Genomic DNA, 25,808 nt, shown 5'->3' on the forward strand with positions numbered 1-25,808 from the left:
CGATGAGCCTGTCCGCTGACGCCGTTCGCAGACTGGAAGAAAAGACGAGGCACACTTTTCGCGATCTCGGCCGCCTGGAGCGTGCGCTTACCCACGCAAGCGCGCGCCCTTCGGCGGGATCCGATTATGAGCGCCTCGAGTTTCTTGGCGATCGTGTACTCGGCTTGGTGATTGCTGAACTGTTGTTCAGGGCCTACCCGACAGCGAGCGAAGGCGAATTGTCGCTGCGGCTTAATTCTCTCGTCAACGCCGACACCTGCGCCGCTGTTGCCGACGAAATCGGTTTGCACGAATTCATTCGCACAGGTTCAGACGTAAAGGGATTAGCGGACAAACGGCTCAAGAGCCTTCGCGCCGATGTGGTTGAATCATTGATCGCCACGATTTATCTGGACGGCGGACTGGAAGCGGCGCAACCTTTCATCGAACGCTACTGGAATGCCCGCTCGCGAGAAATCAATTCGGCGCAGCGAGATCCGAAAACAGAATTGCAGGAATGGGCGCACCAGCAGGATGGTGCGCAGCCTATATATACCGTCATCGACCGCACAGGGCCGGACCATGATCCGCAGTTCACGGTGAAGGTGGACGTCAAAGGCTTCGAAGCAGCCACAGGTATGGGTCGTTCGAAGCGCATCGCGGAGCAGGAAGCTGCGGTCGCATTGCTTTATCGTGAAGGCGTCCGTCAGAAGGCGCAGGAAGAAGATACGAATGACTGATCAGGAACCGACACCCGAGGTCGAGACAAAGCCCGCTGTGCCAACCCGTTCGGGCTTCATTGCTTTGATTGGCGCCCCGAATGCAGGCAAGTCGACCCTGATCAACCAGCTGGTCGGCAGCAAGGTATCCATCGTCACCCACAAGGTACAGACGACGCGCGCCCTTGTTCGCGGCATCGTTATTCACGAGCAGACACAGATGGTTCTGGTCGACACGCCCGGTATTTTCAAGCCGAAGCGCCGCCTCGATCGCGCCATGGTGACGACCGCCTGGGGCGGGGCCAAGGACGCCGACCTTATTCTGGTGCTGATCGATGTCGAGCAAGGGATCGACGAAGAGGCGGAAGCGATCCTGGGTAGCCTGCACGAGAAGAAGCGCAAGGTGATCCTCGTTCTCAATAAGGTCGACCGCATCGAAGCGCCGAAGCTGCTCGAGTTGGCGCAGAAAGCCAATGAGAAAGTCAATTTCGACAAGACCTTCATGATTTCGGCGCTGAAGGGTTACGGCTGCAAGGATCTGTTGAAGTACCTCGCCGACAATTTGCCGGAAGGGCCGTGGTATTATCCGGAGGACCAGATTTCCGATATGCCGATGCGCATGCTCGCGGCGGAAATTACACGCGAAAAGCTCTATCTGCGTCTGCACAATGAATTGCCCTATTCCTCAACCATCGAGACGGAAAGCTGGGAAGAAAAGCCGGACGGTTCTGTTCGCATTCAGCAGGTTATCTATGTCGAGCGCGACAGCCAGAAGAAGATCGTTCTCGGCCATGAGGGCCAGGCGATCAAATCCATCGGCCAAGCGGCGCGCAAGGAACTGATGGAAATCCTTGAGCAGAAGGTGCACCTGTTCCTGTTCGTCAAGGTTCGTGACAATTGGGGCAATGATCCTGAGCGTTACCGCGAAATGGGCCTTGAATTCCCGCACTGATAGCGCGACGTTCCATCCATGGAATGGCGAGACGAAGGTATCATCCTTGGAACGAGGCGGCACGGGGAAACCAGCGCCATCCTTGAACTGATGACGCGTGAACATGGCCGTCATATGGGTCTGGTGCGCGGTGGACGCTCCCGCCGCATGCAGCCGTTGCTTCAGCCCGGCAATCGCGTCGATGTGATCTGGCGCGCGCGCATGGACGAGCATCTGGGCATGATGCAGGTCGAGCCTGTCAGTTTCGCCGCAGCGCGGCTCATTGATCAGCCGGTGGCACTCTACGGGTTGCAGCTTGCCGCCGCACACCTGCGTCTCCTGCCGGAGCGTGACCCGCATGAAAACCTCTTTGAAATTCTCTCCGTCATACTCGAACATTGCGAAGATGCGCTGATCGCGGGCGAACTGCTGTTGCGTTTCGAAGTGCTGATGCTCGAGGAACTGGGATTTGGCCTCGATTTGAAGCGCTGTGCGGCGACGGGGAGCGATCAGCACCTTACCTTTGTTTCGCCGAAAACGGGCCGTGCGGTTTCGCGCGATGCCGGTGCGCCGTGGGCGGACAAGCTCCTGGAAATGCCTCCCTTCATGGTTAGTTCCAGCGTGCGCGCGGCATCGCTCGCCGAAATCACCGCAGCCTTTCGCCTGACGAGTTTCTTCTTCAACCGCCATGTATGGGAGCCCCGCGCGCAGAAGGCACCGGAAGCCCGGCAAGGCTTCCTCGCCGCTATTTCGAGATCATTGTCGAGTGCATCGGCGCAGGGACGCTCCGGTCAGGAAAGGTCTGTTCTCCCATGAGTTATGATGATGTGTCCGCTGTCGAGTTCCCCGGCGGTATCGGCCTGGTGCCGCTTGGCGATCTCGCGACGCGCGGTGGCCTCGAAATTCTGCAGGCCATGCTCCGTGGGGAATATCCCGCGCCGCCCATGGCGAAGACTCTGTCCTTCAATCTGCATGAGGTCGAACAGGACCGCGTGGTGTTCAAGGGCATGCCCAGGCCTGAACATCTCAATCCACTAGGCGGTATTCATGGCGGTTGGATCGCCACTTTGATGGATTCCGCATTGGCCTGCTGCATCATGACGACGCTGAAGCCGGGCGAGGCCTACACCACTGCTGAATTCAAGGTGAACATCGTGCGCCCGTTAACAGCTGCAACGGGAATGGTCTTCTGTGAGGGGCGGCTGATCCATCGCGGACGTACCCTTGCGACATCCGAGGCTTTCCTGAAAGACAAGAATGGAAAGCTTCTCGCCCATGGCACCGAGACCTGCGCTATCTTTCCGCTTGAAAGCTTCGTTCGCGGCAAATAACGGCGGTTCGCGCGATCTGCTGGCCTTCTACGATTTCGTCATTGCGGAAATCCGCAAGGTGGATCCCGTAACGCCGATCATGGCCGATGCAGGCTGGAGATACTGGGAAGCGATCGACGCCAATGGGCCCGACCCGGTGAAGCGCAAGGCTACACCGGAATTCGAACCAATCCGCAAACGGCTTCAGCCCTGAGGGATTATTCCGCTGGCTGGAGCGCGGGGCGATACGCTGCTGATTCCTCGATGGGCCAATGGACGATGGCGGCGAAGATGCCAAGCGCCACACCGAGCCACCAGACCGGATTATAGCTGCCGAAATGGTCGTAGAGATAGCCGCCGAGCCAGACGCCGAGGAACGAACCAATCTGGTGCGAGAAGAATACGATGCCTCCGAGCAGGCCGAGATGGCGCGTGCCGAACATGATGGCGACAAGTGAATTCGTTGGCGGCACTGTCGAGAGCCACATCAGCCCCATCAGAATCGAGAAGACGATTACCGAAGTTCCCGTTTGCGGCAGAAGCAGGAAGGCGGTGACCAATACGGATCGGCCAAGATAGAGGTAGGCAAGGAACTTGGGCTTGGAATAGCGTTGGCTGATGACGCCTGACGCCAGAGAGCCGATAATATTGAAAAAGCCGATCAAGGCGAGGGCCAGCACCGCATAGGTCGCATCGATACCGATATCGCCGATATAAGCCGGAAAATGTGCGGTAATAAAAGCCACCTGAAAGCCGCACACGAAGAAGCCTGTCGTCAGCAAGAGGTAGCTCTTATGTCCAAAGGCTTCCCGCAGAGCTTCGCCAATCGACTGTTTGTACTGTGTTTCGCTGACCTTGCCGCTCGAAGAATTTCCTCGCAGCGGAATGGCAAGAACCGGAATGATCAACATGGCAATGCCAAGATAGACCAACCCGTCAGACCAGCCGACCCGATCGATAAGGCCTTGGCTGATCGGTGCGAAAACGAACATGCCCGCCGAGCCGGCAGCGGTGCCGATACCGAAGACGAATGTTCGATTGGCAGCGGACACGTTACGCGCGAAGGCGGACAAGATGATGCCGAACGAGCCCGCTGCAACGCCAAGTCCGACCAGCACGCCACCGCCCAAATAGAGCAAGCTTGGCGAAGTGGCCCACGCCATCATCAATAGGCCGCCGCAATAGAGGATCGCTGAAATAAGCAGTACGCGCCACGTGCCGAATTTGTCGGCTATCGCACCGAAGAAGGGCTGGCCCGCACCCCAGCAGAGATTCTGCAGGGCCATTGCCATGCCGAAGGTAGTGCGATCCCAGCCTTTCTCGGCCAGCAGCGGCAGCTGGAAGAAGCCCATGGCAGAGCGGGGACCGAACGTCATGAGTGCAATAAGGCAGCCGGCTATGATAATCAGCCACGGTACACCGGTTTGCTTGCCGGCTGTTGCTTGGTTCTGCGACATGGCGCTTTCCCTTTTTTCTGAGAAACGCAGGTTTATCTCATTTACCATCCCAATCAATTGAATTGAGTTGATTGGTACTTAAATGAGTTTGATGGATACAAGGAACTGAACGTTGCGCAGGCAGCACAAATACAGTGAATGAAGGATTGATAATATGCGGTTATTACTGCCTGTTCTGGCGCTCGGCGCTGTAACTATCGCGGGTTGCGCCAACTCCGGCAACGTCAGCCCGTTGGTTTTCTGCGATCGGCCTAGTGATTTCGGTGCCAAGGTTTTCACCGATTGCACCCCTCGCGTCGGCGGTGATAGTCCTGCCAGGAGTGCAAGGGACAGCCGTCGCTATGGTGATGATCGCAAGATCATTCTTGGGGGTGTTTATGGCGGTTAACGTCGTAGTTTTGTTTTCAAGGGGAGGGCCGCCGATTCTGGCGGCCCCTCGCTTTCTCGTTTATTGCCACTTGAAGCCATCTGAATATTCCCCTATGTAGATCGTGACGGCCCTGCCGTTTTTCTTTTGATCGTAAATATGCTCAATGTGAGTATAAATGATGGTCGAGGATGAGCGAGAGCCAATGATGAGCTGTGACGAGTGTCCAGGAGGAAGTGGATATGACCAGCACTACCCGCACGACCAATGGCCGTATCACCGGTCAGACTGCAGCGGATCGTTTTGGTATTCTTGAAATGCCGGATCTTTCCTACACGCCCGAGGTTGCGGCGGAGACCGAGCACCTCTACCAGCGTGTTGCCCATCACGTCCCCCGCATCGAATGGCCGGTCTACGCGCCTTATGTGGCAGCGATCAACCGGCTGAAGAAGCGGCGCAACGCGGTTATCCTCGCGCACAACTACCAGACGCCCGAGATTTTTCACTGTGTCGCCGATATCGTCGGTGATTCGCTCCAGCTCGCCAAGGAAGCCACCAAGGTCGACGCCGATATCATCGTTCAGTGCGGTGTGCACTTTATGGCTGAAACCTCGAAGCTCTTAAACCCGCACAAGACCGTTCTGATCCCGGACATGAGGGCGGGCTGTTCGCTTGCCGAGTCGATCACCGGTGCTGACGTGCGCCTGCTCCGCGAAACCTATCCGGGCGTGCCGATCGTCACCTATGTGAACACCTCGGCAGAAGTTAAGGCCGAAAGTGATATTTGCTGCACTTCGGCCAATGCCGTGGAGGTGGTCGAAAGCTTTGGCGTGGACCGGGTACTGTGCATACCCGACGAATTCCTCGCCCAGAATGTTGCCGCACAGACCAAGGTCAAGATCCTGACCTGGAAGGGCCATTGCGAAGTACACGAGCGCTTTACAGCGGACGAATTGCTTGCCTACAGAGCGTCCGATCCGGATATCCAGATCATTGCTCATCCGGAATGCCCGCCGGAAGTCGTCGCGATCGCGGATTTTACCGGTTCGACGAGCGGCATGATCAATTATGTGAAAGACAACCGTCCAGCCAAGGTGCTTCTGGTGACCGAATGCTCGATGGCTTCCAATATCGAATCGGAAGTGCCGGATGTGAAATTCATCAAGCCGTGCAACCTCTGCCCGCATATGAAGCGCATTACGCTCCCAAACATTCTCGAAAGCCTCGTCTATATGAAGGAGGAAATCCATGTGGATCCGCTCGTCGCCGAACGCGCGCGCCTGGCGGTTGAGCGGATGGTCAATCTCAAGAACTGACGCCGGAGGCGACGATCATGTCCATACAATCCGATCCCGTCATCATCATCGGTGGCGGCCTTGCCGGACTTTTCTGTGCCCTGAAACTGGCGCCGAGGCCCGTCACTGTCCTCGCCGCAGCACCGATCGGTCGTGGCGCTTCCTCCGCCTGGGCGCAGGCGGGTATCGCAGCTGCGGTGTCGGAAGGCGATACGATGGAAAAGCACGTCGCCGACACCGTTGCAGCGGGTGACGGTATCGTCGACGAAGGCATTGCACGCCTTATGGCAAGTGAAGCGGCGGTGCGGGTCCACGATCTCCTTGAATATGGTGTTCCTTTCGACCGTGATCTCGGGGGCAAACTGCAAGTTTCGCGGGAAGCGGCGCATTCGGAAAGCCGCATTGTTCGGGTTCGCGGCGATATGGCAGGGCGCGCCATCATGCAGGCGCTGGTGAAGGCCGTCGAGGACACGCCTTCCATCCGGGTGATGGAGGGATATGTGGTCGAAGACATCATAACCGAAAAGGGCGCTGTAACCGGCGTTATCGCGCGAACGGAAGCTGGACGCGGCAAGCAGGTGAAACTCGCGTCACGGACGGTTGTGATTGCGACAGGTGGCATCGGCCATCTTTACGCTGTTACCACAAATCCATCAGAAGCGCGCGGCGAGGGGATTGGCATGGCGGCGCGTGCCGGCGCGATGATGGCCGACATGGAATTCGTGCAGTTTCATCCGACGGCTCTGGACGTCAACAAGGACCCCGCACCGTTGGCAACGGAAGCTCTGCGCGGGCATGGCGCAACGCTGATCAATCGCGCGGGCGAACGGTTCATGCTGAAGATCGATCCCGACGCGGAACTCGCACCGCGCGATGTCGTGGCGCGCGGCATTTATGCCGAGGTCACGGGCGGGCGAGGGGCTTGGCTGGATTGCACCAAGGCTGTGGGCACGACATTTGCCGAAGAATTCCCCACCGTCTACAAATATTGCCGCGATGCCGGCATCGACCCGGCCGTCGAACCTATTCCTGTTGTGCCTGCGGCGCACTATTTCATGGGCGGAATCCTGACAGACGAGGACGGACGCACCTCGATCAACGGCCTTTGGGCCTGTGGCGAATGCACGTCAACAGGCGCACATGGCGCCAACCGTCTTGCGTCGAATTCGCTGCTCGAAGCGGTAGTGTTCTCGGCGCGCATAGCTGCCAAAATCGGCAAGGGTGAGGCGAAGCACGCGGAAGACTGGTCAAAGGGCTCGATCGACAGGGACGATCTGGTTGCCGAGGCGGATACGGCCGCGATGAGCAGGCTGCGTAAGACGATGAGCGCCAGCTTTGGCGTCATCCGCGATCGCGAAGGTATGCTGGAGGGGCTCACGACCATCGTTGCGCTTGAGACGACCAATCGGGACGCGGCTTTCCGGAATGTTCTGGCGACGGCCAAGCTGGTTGCCGTCAGCGCTTTGCGCCGTCAGGAAAGCCGAGGCGGTCATTTCCGCACCGACTTTCCCGAGAAACGGCCCGAATGGCAGCACCGGACATTTTTGACCCTTGCCGATGCCGAAGCCACGGTGGACGAGATGATGGAGCTGGCGTGATGGCGAACACACCTGGGGACGCACAAAGGGCTTTTCCGCCGTCCTTGCCGCAAATGTTGATTGAAGGTGCTGTGCGTGCCGCCTTGCTCGAAGATCTCGGCCGGGCAGGCGATATCACGACAAATGCGACCTTGCCGGAAGATGCCACCGCGGCGGCTGCTCTCTCCAGCCGTGAAGTCGGGACGATCTGCGGCTTAGGCTTTGCGCGCGCCGCCTTCGCGCTCATCGACCCTTCATTGACATTCACGGCGCTCGTGAAAGATGGCGCCCGGGTCAATCGGGGCGACAACGTCGCACGAATCGAGGGCAACGCGCGCGCCATTTTGTCTGCAGAGCGGGTCGCGCTCAATTATCTTATGCATCTGAGCGGCATCGCCAGCTATACGGCGAAATTCGCGGATTTGATCGCCCACACGAATGCAAAGGTTTGCGACACCCGCAAGACAATTCCCGGCATGCGCGCCTTCGCCAAATACGCTGTGAAATGCGGTGGTGGCGCCAATCATCGCTTTGGCCTCGACGATGCGATCTTGATCAAGGACAATCATGTTGCTGTTGCGGGCGGTGTGGCAAAGGCAATTCTTGCTGCACGAGCTTACGCAGGCCACCTCGTCAAGATCGAAGTGGAAGTGGACGGAATTCACCAGCTGGAGGAAGCACTGTCAGTCCAGGCAGATGTGATTCTACTTGATAATATGGGGCCGGAACTGCTTGAAAAGGCAGTAAAAATCAATGCTGGCCGTGCAAAACTCGAAGCGTCCGGCGGGATCGCTTTTGACACGATCAAAGCGATTGCGGAAACCGGGGTGGACTATATTTCGACATCTAAAATCACTATGGCAGCACCAACTCTGGATATCGGATTGGATATTGAACTGACATGAAGGTCATCGCCACGATTGCTGAACTGCGTGCTGCTCTTAAATCCGAACGGCTCAAGACCAGGTCGATCGGCCTCGTTCCCACCATGGGCTATCTGCATATCGGCCACATGGAACTGGTCCGCCGGTCCAAGGCTGCCTGCGATGTCACTGTGGTTTCGATATTCGTCAACCCCACGCAGTTCGGGCCGAATGAGGACCTCTCGACCTATCCGCGCGACATGGAAGGCGACCTTGCCAAGCTCAGGGCCGAAGGTGTTGACTATGTCTTCACACCGGAAGTCACCGAAATCTATCGCCCCGGCGCCAATACGATCGTCGATAACCCTGTCCTGTCGCGCGTACTGATTGGCAAGATCCGCCCCGGACACTTTCGGGGTGTGACAACCGTCGTCACCAAACTGTTCAATATAGTGCAGCCGGATCACGCGTTTTTCGGTGAGAAGGATTATCAGCAACTGACAATCATCCGCCGCATGGTGGCGGATCTCGATATGCCGATTGAAATCACCGGTGTTGCGACGGTACGCGAGCCGGACGGCATCGCTTGCTCTTCACGCAACGCCATGCTCACGCCTGCCGACCGCAAGAAAGCCGTCATCCTGGCAAAGTCATTGGCTCAAGCGGAGGAAATGGCTGCGAAAGGCCAGCGCTCAGTCTCGACTATTCGCAATGCGGTGCGCACGGTCCTTGAAACGGAGAAGCGCGGTGAGATCGAATCTGTCGACATTCGCGATGCACAGACACTTGATGCGGTTTCGGGCAAATTCAAGCAGCCAGTTGTCATCCTTTTGACCGTTCGCTTCGGCAAGGTACGGCTGATCGATCAGCGTGTCATAGGCTGAGCAAGGCCAGGGAGGGGAGAAACATGAGCCAGGAAATCGTTATACGCCGCGTCACCGCACCGGAGATCCGCGGGCGCAAAGGCGGCGAGCCGATCGTGGCTCTGACCTCGTATCACGCCAACACCGCCCGCATCGTCGACAGCCATGCGGATATTCTTCTCGTGGGCGACAGTCTTGGCATGGTTCTCTACGCCATGGAATCAACGCTCGGCGTGTCGCTGGATCTGATGATCGCCCATGGTAAGGCCGTCGTGCGCGGTTCGAAACGGGCCATGGTTGTGGTCGATATGCCCTTTGGCTCCTATGAGGAAAGCCCCGCAATGGCATTTCGCAATGCTGCGCGCGTCATGCAGGAAACCGGCTGTGGTGCGGTCAAGCTTGAAGGCGGTGTCCGCATGGCCGACACCATCCGCTTCCTCACCGAGCGCGGTATTCCGGTGATGGCGCATATCGGGCTGACCCCGCAATCGATCAACACGCTCGGTGGCTTTAAGACGCAAGGCCGTGACACTGCGTTATGGCCGATTATCAAGGCCGATGCGCAGGCGGTAAGCGCGGCGGGTGCCTTTTCCGTTGTGCTTGAAGGCATTGTTGAACCGCTGGCTGCGGAGATTTCGCGCGAAACGGCTATCCCAACTATCGGCATTGGCGGCTCGAGGGAATGCGACGGTCAGATCCTCGTCCTCGAAGACATGCTCGGCTATAACCCAAAGCCGCCCAAATTCGTCAAGGTTTACGGTTCCGTGAGCACCGTCATCGACCAGGCCGTCAAAGCCTACGCAGACGACGTGCGCTCGCGGGCGTTCCCCGCTGACGAAAACGTCTACCTGTTGAAATAGCGGATTACTCAATCGCGATTTTTCCGGTCTGTATCCGCCCCTTGCCAGTATTCCATGACGGCTGATCTGTCATACCCTTCGCCCATCAGCCGAACGCCGATACGTCCGGTTTCGGGATAGAACACAACCTCGTTCGGGTTTTTCTCGCCGATCATGATAAAGCGGCATGGCGCATCGCTGTGATTGTAGAAGGAATGGCCGGCCTTCTGTCCCGCGGGAAAGACGACATGGTCGCCAGCTTTCATCCGGTAGGTCTTGTCGCCGAGCCGCAGCGTCATTTCACCTTCAAGGATGAATGCCTGCTCTTCCTCCAGCATATGATAGTGGTTCAGGCTCGACTCCATGCCTGGCGCGAGTTCTTCCAATTGCACACCGACGTGATTGGCGCCGCCAAAGCCGGAAAGATAGCGAAACTTGCTTCCATAGCGGCTGCCTTGCGACCATTCTTCCCAGGGCACTGTGTCCGACGCGAATGGTTCGGAAATGCCGTCGGCATTGAGCGATGTCGGTTTGTCGTCCATTTCACTCTCCCTATCCTCTGCCGCCCACCCTGAGGCCTGCCACGCTGCGCTCTTCCAGCACGTTGTGGCGGAAGCGATAAAGCGCCGCCGGTCTGCCCCGCGCTTGTGTCTGTTCAGCACCAGTGGGCTCAACAAGTTCCGTTGTCTCGACCAGCCTGCGGAAGTTCTGCTTGTGCAGGTGCCGCCCGGAAATTGCCTCTACGGTCTCCTGAAGCGCGGTCAGCGTAAAGGTGGGCGGCATCAGTTCGAAGACGACAGGCCGGTATTTGAGCTTGGCGCGCAGCCGGGATATCGCCGTCGCAAGGATGCGCCGGTGGTCGAAGCTCATCGGCAGTCCCAGCATGCGCGAGAGCTCAGTACGCTCGGCACGGCCGTCCCGCACCGCCTCTTCTATCAAGCCCGCTTCATACAGGAGTTCGTAGCGTTCGAGCACGCGCTCTTCATCCCAGGCAATGCCGTCATCGCCAAATGCAAGCCGAAACCGGCTGAGTCGCGCCGGCACGCCGCTTTTCTCGGCCCACGCATGCAATGCGGGTCGGATCATCTCGTCGATCATGACGGGTTTGCCAGTGCGCCAGTCCTCCCAAGGCAGGAAAGAATACCAGCTACGCCAGCGCGCGCCGGATTTGCGCAGAGCCTCCTTGTTGTCGTCCGTCGTGCGGGTGAGCGCAAGATAACCCACCGAGACGATGTGCAGGTCCCGATCTTCGGCAGTTTTGTGTCGCCCCCGATCGCCGAACGTATAAAGCTGTTCGACATATCCGAGCCGCAAGGGCGTCTGTTCCGCCACCCATTCACGCAGACCCGTCTCGAACGTTCGATGCTGCAGGGGATTGAATGGACCGAATGGCAGCTCGTCGCGTTCGGCATCGTCGCCGGATGGCGTGGTCAGGATCAGCGGATCATTATTGGCCACGGCGACGATGGCGGCACTCAGGTTTATCTCAACCGCATTGGGCGTACCGGTCATGGTCACACCACGAGCGGAAGAATGAAGGGCGTACCTTCAAAAGCCTCTTCGCCACGTCCGATTGCCTTGATCGCATCGACCATCCGGCCCTGACGCCCAAGCATATCGTCGGCCAGTGCCACGAGCCGGCTGTTGGGCGTAGCAGAAGGCGCGTTGCGACGCAGAACCTGAGCCAGATGCACTTCGTCAAGCTCCGGGTTGAGCGCCAATGCGGTGATGTAGGCACCCGCGGTCGAGCGCGAGATGCCGGCATAGCAGTGAATGAGGAGAGGTGCCTCGCGATCCCAGCGCCGGCCAAATGCAATCAAGTCGCTGACATGGTCGGCGATTGGATGCGTCATGCCTTCCGTAGGCTCGACAATATCGTTGAAACCGAGAAACAAATGCCGCTCCTCGACTATTTCCACAGGTCGCGGGACGGGCGTACCGATGTTGATCAGCGTGATCATGTCGCGTGCGCCAAACCGGGTCGCCGACTCGGCAAGGCGGGAAAGGGGTGAAACGACGATATGCGGCATGATGTTATCCTTGGCTCTGCGCACGTTGCTTGTCGAGAGACGCAAACCGCTGCAGAAAAGCGTTTTGTACATTCTGGGTCGCCAAGGGAATCAAGTCGAGACCTTGCGGGTCAATTCCGCGCGGCCGACCAAAAAACTGTACGGCTTCCTTCTCGGCAAAGCCAGCAAGGCGCGTGGCTTCGTAATAAGCCGCAATCGCATCTGCACGTTTGATCAAAGCGCGAAGGTCTTGCTTGACAACCGGTTTCAGTGAGAACCGCAGATGAATGGCATGCTGCAATCGCAATTCAACGCTTTTGTAATCTCCCCCCACGACGGCTTTGAACGGTGAGATCATGTCGCCGATCACATACTCCGGCGCATCGTGCAGCAGAGCGATCAAACGCTGTTCGGTGGTCGCGTCCGGAACGATCGTGCCGAAGATTTCTTCAACCAGCAGCGAATGCTGCGCCACTGAAAAAGCATGATCACCGATGGTCTGGCCATTCCATCGCGCGACGCGTGCGAGGCCTTGGGCGATGTCTTCGATTTCAATGTCCAGCGGAGAGGGGTCAAGCAAATCCAACCGGCGGCCGGAAAGCATACGCTGCCAGGCTCTCAACTCGGTTTTCTTCAGTACAATGGTGAGCGGCTTTGCTGGCATTGACAATCCCCGATCAGGCCTCTTGCGTTGCCTCGGGGAATGTAAACCGGTGTTCTGCGGGAATGGCAAGGTGGATGGCAGTTTCTCCTGCCATAATGGGCATGCCGTTGTCCGTCGCATCTTTCACGCGGTCGATACGGACAAGCGCCAGTCCGGTTTTTCCAGCGACACTGCCAAGCGTGCCGATCTCACGGTTATTGGCGGTAATTGGCGTGCCGGTTTCCGGCAAATCCGACGGGCCGCTAGCAATAAGGATGCGCCGCCTTGCCGTACCCCGATGCTGCATGCGGGAGACCACTTCCTGGCCAACAAAGCAGCCCTTCCTGAATGAAACACCACCTGTCTGATCCAGATTGATGTCATGTGGGAAAGCATCGCCAAGTCCATAGTCGTTCGGGGCTTCTGCAACACCATGGGCGATACGAAGAGCGGTCCAGGCCATCCCGTTTCCCCCAGGCCCTTGCGCCCCGCCGTAGTGACGTCTGACATTCAAAGCATCAGGAAACCGCCGGTCATGCACAATTGATTCAGTTTCCGAAGGCTTTGAATCCTCTTCCCAGGAAACATGGACAAGCATTTCTGAATCAACGACAATTTGTACCTTGGCGCGCAATTTGTAGAGTGTGAGCCGCTTCAAAAAGTCGCCGGTGGAAGTCCGCAGCGCATCGAGGCGCAAACCATCGCCATTGCGTGAAACGAGGAATTCGAACAGGATCTTGCCTTGCGGATTGAGGAGAGCGCCGGGTTTCAGATCCCCGCGTTCAAGCGTGTCGAGGTCGGTGGTTATCAGGTTCTGGAGGAAATCTTCAGCATCCTCGCCGGTCACGTTGAGGACGGCTCTTTCGTTTAAACTTGCCGATGGCATCGCATCACCCTTGCCTTTCGCGTCCCTGTTACGTAATCCGCAAGGACGAGGTGTGCAAGACGGGAACGGAAAGCAAATGGCTCAAGGTTTCGACACGATTTATCGAAGCGGTATTGTCGTCAACCAGGATGGGGTCGGGTTGCGCGATATCGGTATCAGCAATGGCAGCATTGCCGCTATCGGCAATCTTGGCAATGCCTCCGCGGGCGAGATCATCGATGCCACCGGACTGCATATCCTGCCCGGTGTCGTCGACAGCCAGGTGCATTTTCGCGAGCCGGGTCTTGAGCATAAGGAAGATCTGGAAAGTGGCTCGCGCTCCGCTGTTCTCGGTGGTGTTACCGCCGTCTTTGAAATGCCGAACACCAAGCCGCTGACCACTTCTGCCGAAACGCTCGAAGACAAGGTGCGGCGCGGCCAACACCGCATGCATTGCGACTTTGCCTTCTGGGTCGGCGGCACGCGCGACAATGCCAATGATGTTGCCGAGCTCGAGCGATTGCCCGGCGCCGCCGGCATCAAGGTGTTCATGGGTTCCTCCACCGGCGACCTTCTCGTCGAGGACGATGAGGGCGTGCGTTCGATCCTCAAGAATACGCGCCGTCGTGCCGCCTTCCATTCGGAAGACGAATTCCGCCTGCGCGAGCGCGAGAGTTTCCGCATACCGGGTGATCCCTCGTCTCATCCGGTATGGCGAGACGAAATCGCGGCGCTCAAATGCACCCAACGGCTGGTGCGGATCGCGCGCGAAACTCGCGCGCGCATACACGTCCTGCATATCTCGACGGCCGAAGAGATCGATTTCCTGAAAGATCACAAGGATGTTGCAAGCTGCGAGGCGACGCCGCATCACCTGACGCTCGACGCCAGTCAGTATGCGACGCTCGGAACGCTGCTGCAGATGAACCCGCCAGTGCGTGACGCGCGTCATCGCGATGGCGTCTGGAAGGGTATCGGGCAGGGGATTGTCGATGTGCTTGGTTCCGACCACGCACCGCATACGCTTGAAGAAAAATCAAAACCGTATCCAGCGTCCCCCTCGGGGATGACCGGCGTACAGACGCTGGTGCCGATCATGCTCGATCATGTAAATGCTGGCCGCATGTCCATCGAGCGCTTTGTCGACCTGAGCTCGCATGGCCCGAACCGCCTGTTCGGCATGGCCCGCAAGGGCCGCATCGCAGTCGGCTATGACGCCGATTTGACGATCGTCGATATGAAGCGGCGCGAAACCATTACCAATGCGCAGGTTGGCTCGAAGGCGGGCTGGACGCCCTATGACGGCAAGACCGTCACTGGCTGGCCGGTCGGCACCATCATTCGCGGTCAAAAGGTCATGTGGGAAGGTGAGATCGTCACGCCTTCGCGGGGTGAACCGGTGCTGTTTGGCGAAGCGCTGCCTCAAAATTGAATGCACGAAGAATATTACGAGTAAGTTGATATTGTGTACACATTTATGTATATAAGGGAAGGCTATCTTGAAGGATGTCGAGCTCCAATTTGAATGGGATGTAGAAAAAGCCAAAAGCAATATAGTCAAACATGGAATCTCGTTTCCAAACGCCGCAAAGATTTTCGCAAATGAGATTCTTGAATATGTTGACGTGCGTGAGGACTACGGCGAACTGCGGTTTATAGCGCTCGGTCGAGTGGATTTTAAGATCTATCGCGTTGTGTATACGCGCCGTGCTGACAAGGTCATACGCATTATCAGCGCGCAGAAAGCGGGAAAATATGAACAAGAAATCTACTACCGCAAAACACTCGCTTAGCGAGATTGTAAGTATGCGTGATCCCCAAGAAGATCAGGCATATCTCGATGCGCCTGAAGCGGAATCCTTAGGCGAAAGTTTTTGGAACAACGCTCGCGTCGTCATGCCTGGCGGCAAGACATCTGTTCATTTGCGTCTGGACACGGATGTCGTCGAATGGTTCAAGGCGCACGGCAAAGGGCACCTCACGCGCATGAACGCGGTGTTGCGGGCGTATGTGGAAGCTCATAAACACAACCGGTGATGTTGTAGTTTAGACCAGGTAAATCTCAGCCTTCATGAAAGTGACTGCCGATCCGGTCACAAGCACGCGGTCACCGGCGAGCTCGCAGAGGAGATGCCCGCCGCGCTTTGAGCGCTGAAAGGCCGACAGCCTGGCCTTTCCAAGCTTTTCCGCCCAGTACGGTACCAGCGTCGCATGGGTCGAACCGGTCACGGGATCTTCCGGAATACCCGCGTAGGGCGCGAAATAGCGGGAGACGAAATCATGTTCGTTTCCTTCCGCCGTAACGACGAGCCCAAGGGGACCAAGGTCCGTGATCTTCGGCAGGTCTGGAACGAAATCGCGCACAGCCTGCTCGTCCTCCAATTCGACGAACAGGTTTTCGAAGTTCTTGAACGCCGGTACGTTTTTGCCAACGATTTCTTTCAGCAGTGGCGGCATCTCTTTGATGGGCTCTGGAGGAAAGCTCGGAAAATCAAGCTGATAGCCTGAGTTGCTACGACTGACGCGCAATGTCCCAACGCGCGTTTCAAAAACCAGTTCACCTTCGACCCCAAGCTCGTTGGCGAGTACATGAGATGTAGCTAGTGTGGCATGACCGCAGAAATCGACCTCATGGACTGGCGTGAACCAGCGCAGATCCCAGCCACTGGCGGTGCGCTTTGCAAAGGCCGTCTCGGCCAAATTGTTCTCCGCCGCAATCGCCTGCATCGTCACGTCGGATAGCCAGTCATCCAGAACGAGTACAGCGGCGGGATTGCCGCTGAAGAGTTCAGTTGCGAAGGCATCGACCTGATACATCGTCAGCTTGGTCATGGGCACCGTCCATTGCGTGGAAAATTGCGTCAAGCTGTACCCTGCGACGACGATTTCGCAAATGCCAGATGGCCGAGTTTTTCCGGGTTGCGCACGATATATATCGTCTTGATCTTGCCGTTCTCGATCTCGAGAGCCGTTGTCTGCGGAATGCCATCAAACTCTGTTGTCACGAAACCCGGCAACCCATCGATCAATCCCTCGTGCAAGATCGGCGGGAACTGGTACTCCATCCGGCGGGCAATGCCATCGAAGAAGCGCGAAACCCTGTCCATCGTATAGATGGGGTTGATCGTGGAAGGGCGAATTCCGCCGCCGTCAGCATACATGACGACGTCCTCGGCCAGGAGCGATTGCAGCGCTTGCATATCGCCGCTGCGCGACGCTGTGAAGAAAGCCTTTGCGATATTCCGCCCCTGTTCGTCCGACACCGGGAAACGTGGCTTGGCCTGCTGGACATGGTTTCGTGCCCGGCTCGCAAGCTGGCGGCACGTCGCCGGATCGCGGCCAATCGCTTCGGAGATCTGGTTGAACTCCTGCCCGAACACGTCGTGCAGCAGGAACGCGGCGCGCTCGAGTGGCGAAAGCCGCTCGAGAGCCACCATTAACGTCAGAGTGATGTCGCTGTCCGACTCCTCTTCGCTCGGGTCGAATATCGGCTCAGGCAGCCAGTTGCCCACATAGGTTTCCCTTCGAACGCGGGCAGATTTCAAATGGTCAAGGCAAAGCCGCGTGACGGTACGCACCAGAAAGGCTTCTGCGCTGCGCACCTCGGACCGGTCGGCCTGATGCCAGCGAATGAAGCCTTCCTGTACAATATCTTCCGCCTCCGCGACCGATCCGAGCATGCGATAGGCAATGCGGGTCAATCGCGGTCTGAGGCGGTTGAACGTTTCAGCCGGATTTTCAGGCTGCGGCACGATCTTTTTCTACCGGATGAATCGAGCGGAAACCGATGGCCAGACGGTTCCATCCATTAATGGTGACGATCAGCATGGACAGTTTGACGATCTCCTCTTCGGTGAAATGTTCCTTCAACGTCTCGTAGTCGCTATCCGGCGCATGGGTCATGGCAACGAGCGTCAAGGCCTCCGTCCAAGCAAGGGCAGCCCGTTCACGTTCGCTGTAGAGCGGCGATTCCCGCCAGGCGTTGAGGAGATAGAGGCGCTGTTCAGTCTCGCCCTTGCTGCGTGCATCTTTCGAATGCATGTCGAGGCAGAAGGCGCAGCCATTGATCTGCGAAGCCCGCATCTTGACGAGTTCGATCAGGCTGATTTCCAGTCCGCTACTGACCACACTCTCCTCCATCTTGAGCATCGGCTTGATGGTGGCTTCGTGGTTGAAGGGGTTCAGTCTCGCTTTCATGATATCTCTCCTTGTCGGGCATTCAGTTGCCTGAACACAAGACGAGACAGCGCAACCAAATGTGACATGCGCGCTAATTATTTTACGACGGTCCGGAAAAAGTTAGTCGCCAGTCACAAAAAACCGCCAGCGGCCTTTCGGAGTGATGCCGAGGCGATAGAACACGTATGTTCCGAACTGCTTCATCTCCTCATAGTCACCCGCAGTGACGATCTGGAAGAGCTCAACTTTCTGCTTCGGCTCGAGTTTGTCGAGTGGGTATGCAAAGAAGTACGGCCAGACATAGAGTTCGTCCGCGGTGCCGGCATCCAGATGCACGTAGCCGGACTCCAGCACGTCGACGAGGATCGCCAGGATTTCCTGGCCGTCCGGGTCACCCGCCAAGGTTTTCAGATAGGCGAGAGGATCGCCCTCGATGTCGGCGAGCGAAAGCATGGTGACATCATCACCCGAACCGATCAGTGGGCGAAGCGCCTCGATCGACCCTGATTTTGCAGCCGTAAGGATCAGTTCGCGCATTTTCTGTACGGGGAAGGGCAGCTTGGTGACGTCATACTCGACCTGTGGGACAGGGGCGCCTTCCTTGGCATTTGGCATTGCTGGATTGGTGGCCGGAGTACTGCCGCTCTCCGTTTCAGCAGGACTTTCCGGCGCTGCAGCAGGCTTACCGGAATCCGATGGGGTTTGCGCCTCGTCCTCAGGCTCCTGCTCGGCACCCGGTTTGGCCGGCGCTGGTTCGGCGGTTTTTGGAAGTTCTTCTTTCTTGATTTCGCTGAGGGCGAGTTGAACCGGCATATCACGACCAGCCGACAGAGCTGGAAAGCTGAAAGCACAGACAGCTGCCGCTAGAAAACTGGTTCTAACGATCGCGGAAGCGGAAAAGTGCTTTTCAAGCATGCAGGATCACCCGGGTGTTGAACTATTGCAGGACGCGATTCGATGAAAACTCGCCCGCAGAAATACGTTCACGCAGCACTTCAAGCAAGGCCAGCGCAGACACTTCGCCGTTATCGCGGATCAATTCGGTCAACGCGGTTGCGAAAGCGGCTTCGGCCATAATTTCGGGTTCGATACCTTCAAGCGTGCCATCAGCCCAGACTTCATTCTGATATTCGATCGCAACCAGCTTTTTTTCTTCTGCAACCAACCTATCAAGGTCCGTCGATGTCATGTTCATGATATACCATCCTTGGCCGGGGCCAATTCTTAAACTACCGCTAAACAATACCATACGTTTTGTCTAAAATGCGGTTCATTGGCTTCAACAGTTAAAGCCTGGTTAATTTCCATAGCCCGATACGATCTCAGAAGAAAGTCTCATTCCTTCGCTCTGGTAGCGGTCAATCGCCGCAATCGCCTGGCTTGTGCAGGTCGAATAAGTTTCGTTGAAAGTGCGGTATCCACGGTTGAAACTGGCGATCAGCCGAGCCTTGCGAGCAGGGTCTGGATTTTCGGCCAGAAGCAGTGAATCCATACGGTCGCGCCACTGGCTAGTCTTCTCGCCACAAAGGTTACGCAATGAATGGATCGAACCAAGCACCTCGGCGAGACGAAGAAGCTTCGCTTCATACAGAGGATCGACCGCATAGGCCGGTGCCGCTGCGATGATTGCCACCAAAACCGCTGTGATCAACGCTGCACGCCGCACGAAATAGCCTTGAGCCTCAATTCCCGAAGAAGCCATGTTGCCTGAAAGCAAGGCGCCTTCAAGGCGTTGATGGTTAATACCCTCAACTTTCGAAGGAGTGCGCCAGATAGTGTGCAACTTCCAGTACGCTCTCCGTTACGTCGAATGCCGTCATTTCTTCGACCCGCAACCAATGAACCGCCGCGGCATCGTCTGCGGCGACGGCCTCCCCCACCGGATCGCGAGCCAGGAAAACTGCGAGCCGGAACGGTTTGGGCGACGGGAACTCGGGAGTAGAGTAGTCAAATGTCACAGTGGTAAGGTACGAAACATCTGTCGCGACAATCCCGGTTTCCTCGTAAAGCTCGCGGATTGCCGCGTCGTGCGGCGCCTCGTCCTCCTCGCGCCGGCCACCCGGAAATGCCAGCCAGCCCTTCGACGGTTCACGCCCGCGTTCGACCAGCAGGAACGCCCGGTCACGAATACAGACGGCCGAAACACCATCGACAGTTGCAGAAAGGGGAATCTGGTCCATACCTCAGGGGTAAGTGGTGGCGGCGAGTTTGACAAGGGTAACGATTACTTGACCCGCCACCGCAAATGCGGATGATCGCGACTTCCAATTCAAATCAGGCTTGACTTGCATGTGCGGACGTTTTTCCCTCCTCGGTACACCGGAAGAGATCGAAGCCTGGTTCGATCTGATGGAGCTGGAGGCCTTTCCGCCGCGCTTCAACATTGCACCAACCCAGCCGATCCTCATGGTCGTCAGCGGTGAAACACCGCCACCCGGCAGCAACCGATCCAACCGGAGGGCACTGCTGGTGCGCTGGGGCTTCATTCCCGGCTGGGTGAAGGACACGGCAAATTATCCGTTGATGATCAATGCCCGCTCGGAAACGGCAATCGAAAAGGCGTCATTCAAGACGGCGATGCGTCATCGCCGTGCTCTGGTCCCGGCATCGGGGTTTTACGAATGGCGTCGCACCGGGGGCAAGAAGGCCCAAGCCTTTTGGATCAGGCCGCGCAATGGCGGAATTGTCGCCTTCGCTGGCCTTTATGAACCCTGGGCCAATGCAGAGGGCTCGGAAATCGATACGGGCGCGATCCTCACGACCAGCGCCAATGAAAATCTGCGCTTTATCCATGACCGCATGCCTGTGGTGATTGAACAAAAGGATTTTGCCCGCTGGCTCGATTGCAAGACGCAGGAGCCTCGTCACGTCGCCGACCTCATGAAGCCGGCACAGGCGGATTTCTTCGAGGCCATCCCCGTCTCCGACAAGGTCAACAATTTTGCCAACACCGGACCGGAGATTCAGGAACGGGTTGCTGAAACCTTGGAAGAGCGCAAGAAACCGGCGCGTGCCAAACCGCCGGAACCCGACGACCAGATGAAACTGTTCTAGGTCCCCAACCTCATTAATTCCGCAGGATATCCACCCGATGCTTTCAGCCGCACTCTCCGGTTTTCTTCTTGGCGCGTCCCTCATTATCGCCATAGGCGCTCAAAACGCTTTCATATTGCGGCAGGGATTGTTGCGCGAGCATGTCTTTGTCCTGAGCTTGATATGCGCGCTTTCGGACGCACTGCTCATTGCCGCAGGCGTTGCCGGGCTGGGCACCCTGATCGCTCAATCGCCAAGGTTGATCTCCCTCGTGACGCTTGGCGGCGCGGCGTTCCTGTTCTGGTATGCATCTGTTGCGTTTCGCCGCGCGTTCCATCCGGAAGTCCTGCAGGCGGCCACTTCAGGCAATGGCAATTTGAAGGTGGCGATCGGCACCGTTCTGGCGTTGACCTTCCTCAATCCGCATGTCTATCTGGATACGGTTGTCTTGCTAGGGGGCTTATCGGCGCGCTTTGAAGGCGTCAACCGTGCGGCCTATGGCGCGGGCGCGGCCCTGGCGTCCTTCATCTGGTTCTTTGGCCTCGGCTATGGTGCAAGGCTGTTGCAGCCGGTATTTGCGCGGCCGGCTGCGTGGCGCGTACTTGACGTCCTCATCGGCCTCGTCATGGCCGGTATTGCCCTGAGCTTGTTAGTCCGTTTCCTGCACAGTTGACACGAGCTTCAGCTGTGGCCGCTTGCGTACGGTACTGAGAACGGCAGCCAGGATAGCGGCTGGGCCGATCGCCCTGTATTGTGAGGCAAGATTGTCCGCACGGTTGTTTTCGCGCGGCTTTGCCATTTGTTGCTTGTTGGTCATGGGTCTGGTCCTGTAAAGCGGGGCCTATTCCCCTTTGGTTCAAGTCACAGGATTCCCGGTCAAATTGGCCAGAAAAAAGGCACTTTCCGGGAGGATTTTAGGCTATTCGGTTAATTTGGATTAACCATGACGAAGGCGACAAAAATGCAACACTTAGCTTCTAAGCCATGAACGCTTGACGATTGGCCCGCTCTCGACCATAAATGCCGCATGAAAACGTTGCCCGTCACGATTATTATTACCTGTCGGATCATTATCAGCTAGCGCTCCGCTGGCCCGGCCGTTTTCGTCTCAAAATTCAGTCAGAAGATGCGAAACACTCCGGTCAGCAGACCAGCGCGTTGATATAAATCTGAGTACCTGAACCCGAGTTTGAGACAACCGACATGCCGCACCAACTCAGCCTCTACAACACGCTCACCCGCACGAAGGAAATCTTTGTGCCGATCGACCGGCAAAACGTGCGCATGTATGTCTGCGGCCCGACGGTCTATGATTACGCCCATATCGGCAATGCGCGGCCGGTAATCGTCTTCGACGTATTGTACCGGCTGTTGCGCCATATCTATGGCGAAAGCCACGTTACCTATGTGCGCAACATCACTGATGTTGACGACAAGATCAACGCGCGGGCTGCCCAGGATTTTCCGGATCTGCCGTTGAACGAAGCTATCCGGAAGGTAACGGAAACCACCAACAGGCAATTCCAGGCGGATGTGGCTGCACTCGGCAATTTGCAGCCGTCGGATCAACCGCGGGCGACCGAATACATCGACGAGATGGTGGCGATGATTGACCGCCTCGTGGAGCGTGAAATTGCCTATGTGGCCGATGGTCATGTGCTGTTTTCACCTTCGGCGATGAACGCCGCCAAGGGGCCGCGTTATGGAATGCTTGCCCGCCGCTCGGCTGACGACATGCTGGCCGGCGCACGCGTCGATGTTGCATCCTACAAGCGCGACGAGATGGATTTCGTGTTGTGGAAGCCGTCGAAAAAGGATGAGCCCGGCTGGCCTTCGCCAGCGGGCATTGAAGGGCTCGGCCGCCCCGGGTGGCATATTGAGTGCTCGGCCATGGCGATGGCCAAGCTGCTGGACCCGTTCGGCGGTGGCCTGCATTGCGATGATCCTGTCAAGAACATCTTTGACATTCATGCCGGCGGCATCGATCTCGTGTTTCCCCACCATGAGAATGAGATTGCGCAGTCCTGCTGCGCCCTTGGCACGGACCGCATGGCCAATGTCTGGATGCACAATGGCTTCCTGCAAGTCGAAGGTCAGAAAATGGCAAAGAGCGTCGGCAATTTCGTGACCATTCATGAATTGCTCGAGACGACGGTTTTTGGCGACCGGAAATGGCCGGGCGAGGTGCTGCGCCTTGCGATGTTGATGACCAGCTATCGCGAGCCGATCGACTTCAGTGTGCGGAAACTGGAAGAGGCGGAAAACATCCTCGTCAAGGCCCGCGAATATGCGGGCGATGCTGGCGCCGGTGTGATTCCGGATGAAGCGATTGATATCCTGTCAGACGATCTCGCGACACCGGGCCTGATCAACTGGCTGGCATCGATCAGGAAATCGCGCGTCCTCGATCCAGCGGATTATCGCGCAGTGTTCGGATTGCTCGGCATCGATCTGAGTGTGGAAGCAATTTCGATGGAACTTGAGAACGAGATCGAAGTCAAAATCCGCAATCGCCTTTCATTGCTTGCAGCCAAGAGCTTCGTTGAGGCCGACTATATACGCGATGAATTGCTGGAGAAAGGTATTCAGCTGAAGGACGGCAAGGATCCGGCAACGGGCGAACGCATCACGACGTGGGAGGTGAGGCGATGAGTCTCGACAACAAGCCCATCTACACTGGCGGGTGTCAGTGCGGCGCGATCCGTTTTCGCGTCGAGGGCAAACTTGGTGACGCATCGATCTGTCATTGCCGGATGTGCCAGAAAGCATTCGGCAACTTCTTTGCGCCGCTGACGTCGGTTCGCGGGACGGATTTGCAATGGACCCGGGGTGAGCCCAAGCGGTTTCAATCCTCCAACCACGTGAAGCGCGGCTTTTGCGGTAACTGCGGAACCCCGCTGACCTATGAGGCACCGGACGGCATGGCGCTTGCGATCGCCGCCTTCGATCACCCGGAAGAACTCGCCCCGACCATCCAGTGGGGTCTCGAAGGCAAGTTGCCCTATATAGATGACCTACGCAGTCTTCCTGGTTATACGTCAGAGGATGATCCGGAATCGGCGGAATTTATTAAGACAATGATATCCTATCAGCATCCTGACCATGACACGGATCAGTGGCCGCCACTGGGGATGCAAGGGGAGGCGGACAAGTGACCAAGGAACGGATCTATCTCTTCGACACGACATTGCGTGATGGCCAGCAAACGCCGGGCATTGACTTTTCGGTCGAGGACAAGAAGGTCATTGCCGATATGCTGGACGAGTTCGGCTTCGATTATGTCGAGGGCGGCTACCCGGGCGCCAACCCGACAGACACCGCCTTTTTCAGCGAAAAACGCACGAAAAATGCGAAATTCGCAGCTTTCGGCATGACCAAGCGTGCTGGCGTGTCGGCCTCCAATGATCCTGGACTCGGTGCCCTCATTCGCTCCTCAGCCGATACGGTTTGTTTCGTCGGCAAGAGCTGGGACTACCATGTGCGCGTAGCGCTCGGCTGCACCAATGAGGAAAATCTCGAGTCTATCGACGCTTCCGTTAAAGCTGCCGTTGAGGCGGGCAAGGAAGCCATCGTCGATTGCGAGCATTTCTTCGATGGCTACAAAGCCAACGCTGAATATGCGCTTGCCTGTGCGAAAACTGCCTACGCAGCCGGCGCCCGCTGGGTGGTTCTCTGCGACACCAATGGCGGCACGCAGCCGGTGGAAGTGGCGGAAATTGTTCGTGCGGTGACGAAGCACATTCCCGGCGGCCATCTCGGCATTCATGCGCATAATGATACGGAACAGGCAGTTGCCAATTCACTTGCAGCTATCGATGCCGGCGTTCGCCATGTGCAGGGGACGCTGAACGGCATCGGCGAGCGCTGCGGCAACGCCAACCTGATTACGATTATCCCGACGCTGATGCTCAAGCCCGCCTGGGCGGATCGCTTCGAAACCGGCATCAGCCTGGAGAAATTGCAAGGGCTCACCCGCCTGTCGCGCGGCTTTGACGAATTGCTCAACCGGGCTCCCAATTCGCAAGGCGCGTTCGTCGGCGCCTCCGCCTTTGCCACCAAGGCCGGCATTCATGCCTCGGCTCTGGTCAAGGAACCGGCGACCTATGAACATGTGCCGCCGGAAACCGTCGGTAACCGCCGCAAGGTCATGGTCTCCGACCAGGGCGGCAAATCCAATTTCATCAATGAGTTGGAGCGCCGGGGCATACCTGTAGCCAAGTCGGATCCGCGTCTCGATACCTTGATTGCGCTGGTTAAAGAACACGAAGCAGAAGGTTATGCCTATGAGGGTGCCGATGCGAGTTTCGAGCTGCTGGCGCGGCGCACGCTTGGTACAGTTCCGGAATTCTTCAAGGTCGAATCCTTCCGCTGCATGGTTGAGCGGCGCTTCGATGCCAATGGAAATATCAAGACCGTCTCGGAAGCGGTGGTACGGGTAGAAGTCGATGGTGAGACGCGCATGTCCGTCGCCGAAGGCCATGGTCCTGTCAATGCGCTCGACCTTGCACTGCGTAAGGATATGGGCCGCTACCAGCATGAGATCGACGATCTGGTGCTGGCGGATTTCAAGGTTCGCATCCTTAACGGCGGCACGGAAGCGATCACGCGCGTTCTCGTTGAGTCGACAGATTCCAGCAATGTGCGTTGGTGGACGGTCGGGGTTTCCGACAATATCATCGATGCGTCGTTCCAGGCGCTGATGGATTCGATCGTCTATAAGTTGATGAAAAATCGCGATCTGGCGGGCAAAATTGCCGCGGAATGAATAGTTTCTCAGGCAACTGCATAAATAGTTCTCGAAATGGCGCAAAAAACATCAAACGTCTTGATGTATTGATCAGCCGAATTCAATAGACGGCAGGTGATGCGAAGACTAGGA

The 25,808-nt window shown here is 57.2% G+C and carries 33 protein-coding genes; 19 read left to right on the plus strand and 14 right to left on the minus strand.

Going from position 1 to position 25,808, the window contains the following annotated elements; translation table 11 throughout:
- Window positions 1-2: 2 nt before the first annotated feature.
- Genes rnc through CU103_RS14480 form a run of 5 tightly spaced genes read left to right on the plus strand, consistent with a single transcriptional unit; the run spans window position 3 to window position 3,153 of the window.
- Window positions 3-719, plus strand: a complete 717-nt coding sequence (rnc, locus tag CU103_RS14460; RefSeq protein ID WP_106664672.1) for a ribonuclease III — start codon at window positions 3-5, stop codon at window positions 717-719.
- A complete protein-coding gene (gene era, locus CU103_RS14465) occupies window positions 712-1,650 on the plus strand; it encodes a GTPase Era (RefSeq protein ID WP_106664673.1) in 939 nt (312 codons plus the stop codon). Before rnc ends, era begins: the two co-directional genes overlap by 8 nt.
- Before the next feature lie 18 nt (window positions 1,651-1,668).
- Window positions 1,669-2,445 (plus strand): DNA repair protein RecO, encoded by a 777-nt coding sequence (gene recO, locus CU103_RS14470; protein WP_106664674.1) that lies wholly within the window; start codon window positions 1,669-1,671, stop codon window positions 2,443-2,445.
- Window positions 2,442-2,960, plus strand: a complete 519-nt coding sequence (locus CU103_RS14475) for a PaaI family thioesterase (RefSeq protein ID WP_106664676.1) — start codon at window positions 2,442-2,444, stop codon at window positions 2,958-2,960. The genes recO and CU103_RS14475 overlap by 4 nt, the downstream gene beginning before the upstream one ends.
- Window positions 2,935-3,153: a hypothetical protein gene (locus CU103_RS14480; protein ID WP_106664678.1), complete on the plus strand. Its 219-nt coding sequence runs from the start codon at window positions 2,935-2,937 to the stop codon at window positions 3,151-3,153. The genes CU103_RS14475 and CU103_RS14480 overlap by 26 nt, the downstream gene beginning before the upstream one ends.
- A 4-nt stretch (window positions 3,154-3,157) precedes the next feature.
- Here CU103_RS14480 and CU103_RS14485 read toward each other — a convergent pair whose 3' ends face one another.
- Window positions 3,158-4,396 carry an MFS transporter gene (locus CU103_RS14485; protein ID WP_106664680.1) on the minus strand — a complete coding sequence of 413 codons (1,239 nt, stop codon included), beginning with the start codon at window positions 4,394-4,396 and terminating at the stop codon, window positions 3,158-3,160.
- A 154-nt stretch (window positions 4,397-4,550) separates the two neighbouring features.
- Between CU103_RS14485 and CU103_RS31100 the strand changes: the two genes are divergently transcribed.
- From CU103_RS31100 to panB, 6 genes are all read left to right on the plus strand, one after another.
- Window positions 4,551-4,784, plus strand: a complete 234-nt coding sequence (locus tag CU103_RS31100) for a hypothetical protein (protein WP_146147801.1) — start codon at window positions 4,551-4,553, stop codon at window positions 4,782-4,784.
- Window positions 4,785-5,005: 221 nt separating this feature from the next.
- The gene (gene nadA / locus CU103_RS14490; RefSeq protein ID WP_106664682.1) at window positions 5,006-6,079 is read left to right on the plus strand and encodes a quinolinate synthase NadA; all 1,074 of its coding nucleotides are present in this window, start codon (window positions 5,006-5,008) and stop codon (window positions 6,077-6,079) included.
- A gap of 17 nt (window positions 6,080-6,096) precedes the next feature.
- Window positions 6,097-7,656: an L-aspartate oxidase gene (locus CU103_RS14495; protein WP_106664684.1), complete on the plus strand. Its 1,560-nt coding sequence runs from the start codon at window positions 6,097-6,099 to the stop codon at window positions 7,654-7,656.
- The gene (gene nadC / locus CU103_RS14500; protein ID WP_106664686.1) at window positions 7,656-8,540 is read left to right on the plus strand and encodes a carboxylating nicotinate-nucleotide diphosphorylase; all 885 of its coding nucleotides are present in this window, start codon (window positions 7,656-7,658) and stop codon (window positions 8,538-8,540) included. The genes CU103_RS14495 and nadC overlap by 1 nt, the downstream gene beginning before the upstream one ends.
- Entirely contained in the window at window positions 8,537-9,382 is an 846-nt protein-coding gene (gene panC, locus CU103_RS14505) for a pantoate--beta-alanine ligase (RefSeq protein WP_106664688.1), read from the plus strand. Before nadC ends, panC begins: the two co-directional genes overlap by 4 nt.
- 23 nt (window positions 9,383-9,405) lie before the next feature.
- A complete protein-coding gene (gene panB / locus CU103_RS14510) occupies window positions 9,406-10,221 on the plus strand; it encodes a 3-methyl-2-oxobutanoate hydroxymethyltransferase (RefSeq protein ID WP_106664690.1) in 816 nt (271 codons plus the stop codon).
- A gap of 8 nt (window positions 10,222-10,229) precedes the next feature.
- On the opposite strand, the gene CU103_RS14515 is transcribed toward panB, so the two are convergent.
- Genes CU103_RS14515 through ygfZ form a run of 5 tightly spaced genes read right to left on the minus strand, consistent with a single transcriptional unit; the run spans window position 10,230 to window position 13,738 of the window.
- Window positions 10,230-10,742, minus strand: a complete 513-nt coding sequence (locus CU103_RS14515; protein WP_106664692.1) for a cupin domain-containing protein — start codon at window positions 10,740-10,742, stop codon at window positions 10,230-10,232.
- A 10-nt stretch (window positions 10,743-10,752) separates the two neighbouring features.
- Window positions 10,753-11,712: an NUDIX hydrolase gene (locus CU103_RS14520; RefSeq protein ID WP_106664693.1), complete on the minus strand. Its 960-nt coding sequence runs from the start codon at window positions 11,710-11,712 to the stop codon at window positions 10,753-10,755.
- A 2-nt stretch (window positions 11,713-11,714) separates the two neighbouring features.
- Window positions 11,715-12,230, minus strand: coding sequence for a tyrosine phosphatase family protein (locus tag CU103_RS14525; protein ID WP_106664694.1), 516 nt, complete (start codon window positions 12,228-12,230; stop codon window positions 11,715-11,717).
- A gap of 4 nt (window positions 12,231-12,234) precedes the next feature.
- Window positions 12,235-12,873: a YfbR-like 5'-deoxynucleotidase gene (locus tag CU103_RS14530; protein WP_106664696.1), complete on the minus strand. Its 639-nt coding sequence runs from the start codon at window positions 12,871-12,873 to the stop codon at window positions 12,235-12,237.
- A 13-nt stretch (window positions 12,874-12,886) separates the two neighbouring features.
- Window positions 12,887-13,738 (minus strand): CAF17-like 4Fe-4S cluster assembly/insertion protein YgfZ, encoded by an 852-nt coding sequence (ygfZ, locus tag CU103_RS14535; protein WP_106664698.1) that lies wholly within the window; start codon window positions 13,736-13,738, stop codon window positions 12,887-12,889.
- 76 nt (window positions 13,739-13,814) lie between these two features.
- On the opposite strand from ygfZ, the gene CU103_RS14540 reads away from it, so the two are divergent.
- From CU103_RS14540 to CU103_RS14550, 3 genes are all read left to right on the plus strand, one after another.
- Entirely contained in the window at window positions 13,815-15,149 is a 1,335-nt protein-coding gene (locus CU103_RS14540) for a dihydroorotase (protein ID WP_106664699.1), read from the plus strand.
- 67 nt (window positions 15,150-15,216) lie between these two features.
- Window positions 15,217-15,510 (plus strand): BrnT family toxin, encoded by a 294-nt coding sequence (locus CU103_RS14545; protein ID WP_106664701.1) that lies wholly within the window; start codon window positions 15,217-15,219, stop codon window positions 15,508-15,510.
- On the plus strand, window positions 15,473-15,754 hold the full coding sequence (locus tag CU103_RS14550; protein ID WP_106664702.1) for a BrnA antitoxin family protein: 282 nt from the start codon (window positions 15,473-15,475) through the stop codon (window positions 15,752-15,754). The genes CU103_RS14545 and CU103_RS14550 overlap by 38 nt, the downstream gene beginning before the upstream one ends.
- Window positions 15,755-15,763: 9 nt before the next feature.
- Here the strand turns inward: CU103_RS14550 and CU103_RS14555 are convergent, their stop codons facing one another.
- From CU103_RS14555 to CU103_RS14585, 7 genes are all read right to left on the minus strand, one after another.
- A complete protein-coding gene (locus tag CU103_RS14555) occupies window positions 15,764-16,549 on the minus strand; it encodes a PhzF family phenazine biosynthesis protein (RefSeq protein ID WP_245448801.1) in 786 nt (261 codons plus the stop codon).
- Between the two features lie 29 nt (window positions 16,550-16,578).
- On the minus strand, window positions 16,579-17,469 hold the full coding sequence (locus tag CU103_RS14560; protein ID WP_410010310.1) for a sigma-70 family RNA polymerase sigma factor: 891 nt from the start codon (window positions 17,467-17,469) through the stop codon (window positions 16,579-16,581).
- On the minus strand, window positions 17,456-17,914 hold the full coding sequence (locus tag CU103_RS14565) for a carboxymuconolactone decarboxylase family protein (RefSeq protein ID WP_106664705.1): 459 nt from the start codon (window positions 17,912-17,914) through the stop codon (window positions 17,456-17,458). The genes CU103_RS14560 and CU103_RS14565 overlap by 14 nt, the downstream gene beginning before the upstream one ends.
- Window positions 17,915-18,016: 102 nt before the next feature.
- The gene (locus CU103_RS14570; protein ID WP_106664706.1) at window positions 18,017-18,811 is read right to left on the minus strand and encodes a hypothetical protein; all 795 of its coding nucleotides are present in this window, start codon (window positions 18,809-18,811) and stop codon (window positions 18,017-18,019) included.
- A gap of 22 nt (window positions 18,812-18,833) precedes the next feature.
- A complete protein-coding gene (locus CU103_RS14575) occupies window positions 18,834-19,091 on the minus strand; it encodes a hypothetical protein (protein WP_099999510.1) in 258 nt (85 codons plus the stop codon).
- 102 nt (window positions 19,092-19,193) lie between these two features.
- On the minus strand, window positions 19,194-19,598 hold the full coding sequence (locus CU103_RS14580) for a TIGR02301 family protein (RefSeq protein ID WP_106664987.1): 405 nt from the start codon (window positions 19,596-19,598) through the stop codon (window positions 19,194-19,196).
- A 46-nt stretch (window positions 19,599-19,644) separates the two neighbouring features.
- Window positions 19,645-20,076, minus strand: coding sequence for an NUDIX hydrolase (locus CU103_RS14585; RefSeq protein ID WP_106664708.1), 432 nt, complete (start codon window positions 20,074-20,076; stop codon window positions 19,645-19,647).
- A 109-nt stretch (window positions 20,077-20,185) separates the two neighbouring features.
- Between CU103_RS14585 and CU103_RS14590 the strand changes: the two genes are divergently transcribed.
- Both CU103_RS14590 and CU103_RS14595 read left to right on the plus strand, forming a co-directional pair.
- Window positions 20,186-20,950: an SOS response-associated peptidase gene (locus CU103_RS14590; RefSeq protein ID WP_106664709.1), complete on the plus strand. Its 765-nt coding sequence runs from the start codon at window positions 20,186-20,188 to the stop codon at window positions 20,948-20,950.
- Between the two features lie 37 nt (window positions 20,951-20,987).
- Window positions 20,988-21,602: a LysE/ArgO family amino acid transporter gene (locus tag CU103_RS14595; protein WP_106664711.1), complete on the plus strand. Its 615-nt coding sequence runs from the start codon at window positions 20,988-20,990 to the stop codon at window positions 21,600-21,602.
- On the opposite strand, the gene CU103_RS31420 is transcribed toward CU103_RS14595, so the two are convergent.
- Window positions 21,579-21,746 carry a hypothetical protein gene (locus tag CU103_RS31420; protein WP_162707276.1) on the minus strand — a complete coding sequence of 56 codons (168 nt, stop codon included), beginning with the start codon at window positions 21,744-21,746 and terminating at the stop codon, window positions 21,579-21,581. The two genes, CU103_RS14595 and CU103_RS31420, sit on opposite strands and share 24 nt — an antisense overlap.
- Window positions 21,747-22,132: 386 nt before the next feature.
- On the opposite strand from CU103_RS31420, the gene cysS reads away from it, so the two are divergent.
- Genes cysS through cimA form a run of 3 tightly spaced genes read left to right on the plus strand, consistent with a single transcriptional unit; the run spans window position 22,133 to window position 25,694 of the window.
- Window positions 22,133-23,581, plus strand: a complete 1,449-nt coding sequence (cysS, locus tag CU103_RS14600) for a cysteine--tRNA ligase (protein WP_106664713.1) — start codon at window positions 22,133-22,135, stop codon at window positions 23,579-23,581.
- Window positions 23,578-24,084: a GFA family protein gene (locus CU103_RS14605; RefSeq protein WP_106664715.1), complete on the plus strand. Its 507-nt coding sequence runs from the start codon at window positions 23,578-23,580 to the stop codon at window positions 24,082-24,084. Before cysS ends, CU103_RS14605 begins: the two co-directional genes overlap by 4 nt.
- Window positions 24,081-25,694 (plus strand): citramalate synthase, encoded by a 1,614-nt coding sequence (gene cimA, locus CU103_RS14610; protein ID WP_106664716.1) that lies wholly within the window; start codon window positions 24,081-24,083, stop codon window positions 25,692-25,694. Before CU103_RS14605 ends, cimA begins: the two co-directional genes overlap by 4 nt.
- Window positions 25,695-25,808: the final 114 nt, after the last annotated feature.

The sequence above is a fragment of the Phyllobacterium sophorae genome (assembly GCF_003010965.1).
In the GTDB taxonomy this organism is placed as follows: Bacteria; Pseudomonadota; Alphaproteobacteria; order Rhizobiales; family Rhizobiaceae; genus Phyllobacterium; species Phyllobacterium sophorae.